1 protein-coding gene and 1 pseudogene are annotated in these 1257 nt (G+C 66.2%); both read left to right on the top strand.

The annotated features are described in order from the left end of the window. On the top strand, window positions 1-167 hold a 167-nt coding region (locus IEZ19_RS49890), incomplete at its 5' end, for a VOC family protein (protein WP_268248812.1). 55 nt (window positions 168-222) lie between these two features. After that, a pseudogene (locus tag IEZ19_RS49895) lies at window positions 223-1197 on the top strand (IS630 family transposase); the annotation flags it as partial. Window positions 1198-1257: the final 60 nt, after the last annotated feature.

Raw genomic sequence — 1257 nt, forward strand, 5'->3', positions numbered from 1 at the left:
ACGTCAGCCCGATCGACGGCAGTACCGAGGACGAGGTGACCAGATTGCTCGGCCTCGGCGCCACCAGGACGGATGTGGGCCAGGGCTCAGACCGAAACTGGGTGGTCATGGCAGACCCCGAGGGCAACGAGTTCTGTGTCCTGCGCACCCTGGCACCGCAGAACTAGTGTCCTGAGTCGGGAATTCGCTTCGTAATCTGTCCGGGTGCGGCATTCTGGTCGGATGGCGAGGATGGGACGGCCGAAGGCCGAGCTGGTGCTGACCGATGATGAACGCGAGACGTTGACCCGCTGGGCCAGGCGCCGGACTTCTTCGCAGGCTCTGGCTCTGCGGTGTCGGATCGTGCTGGAGAGCGCAACTGGCCTGACGAACAAGGACGTTGCGGCCCGTCTGGGTGTCGAGGCGCATACGGTCAGCCGTTGGCGGGCCCGGTTCGTGCGCGACCGGCTGGAGGGTCTGACCGACGAGCCTCGTCCGGGCGGGCCGAGGAAAATCACCGACGATCAGGTGGAAGAGGTGATCGTCAGGACGCTGGAGAGCACGCCGAGGGACGCCACGCACTGGTCGACGCGGGCGATGGCCAAGGAGGTGGGCCTGTCCCAGTCGGCGATCTCGCGGATCTGGCGGACCTTCGGCCTCAAGCCCCATCTGGTGGACACCTTCAAGCTCTCGAAGGACCCGCAGTTCATCGAGAAGGTCCGCGACGTGGTCGGGCTGTATCTGGCACCGCCCGAGCACGCGCTGGTGCTCTGCGTGGACGAGAAGACGCAGATCCAGGCTCTGGACCGGTCGGCGCCGGTGCTGCCGATGATGCCGGGCATGCCCGAGCGGCGCAACCACGACTACGTGCGCGGTGGCGTCACCACCCTGTTCGCCGCACTCAACGCCGCCACCGGCGAGGTCATCGGGCAGATCCACCGGCGTCACCGGGCCGTGGAGTTCAAGAAGTTCCTCGTCCGGATCGACAAGGAGGTGCCCGCCGGCCTGGACGTGCGCCTGATCTGTGACAACGCCTCCACCCACAAAACACCTGCCATCCAGCGATGGCTGGCCGCGCACCCCCGCTTCCACGTGCACTTCACGCCCACCAGCAGTTCCTGGCTCAACCAGGTCGAGCGGTGGTTCGGGCTGCTGACGGACAAGCAGATACGGCGAGGCGCCCACAAGAACGTCCAGGCCCTGGAGAAGGACATACGCTGAAGTTTCCCCGTGATCTTGGACACGCCGTCGTTACGCCGCGAGGGCCTGATCCTGCTG

Origin of the sequence: Streptomyces brasiliensis (assembly GCF_014647875.1) — a bacterium.
Classification (GTDB): domain Bacteria; phylum Actinomycetota; class Actinomycetes; order Streptomycetales; family Streptomycetaceae; genus Streptomyces; species Streptomyces brasiliensis.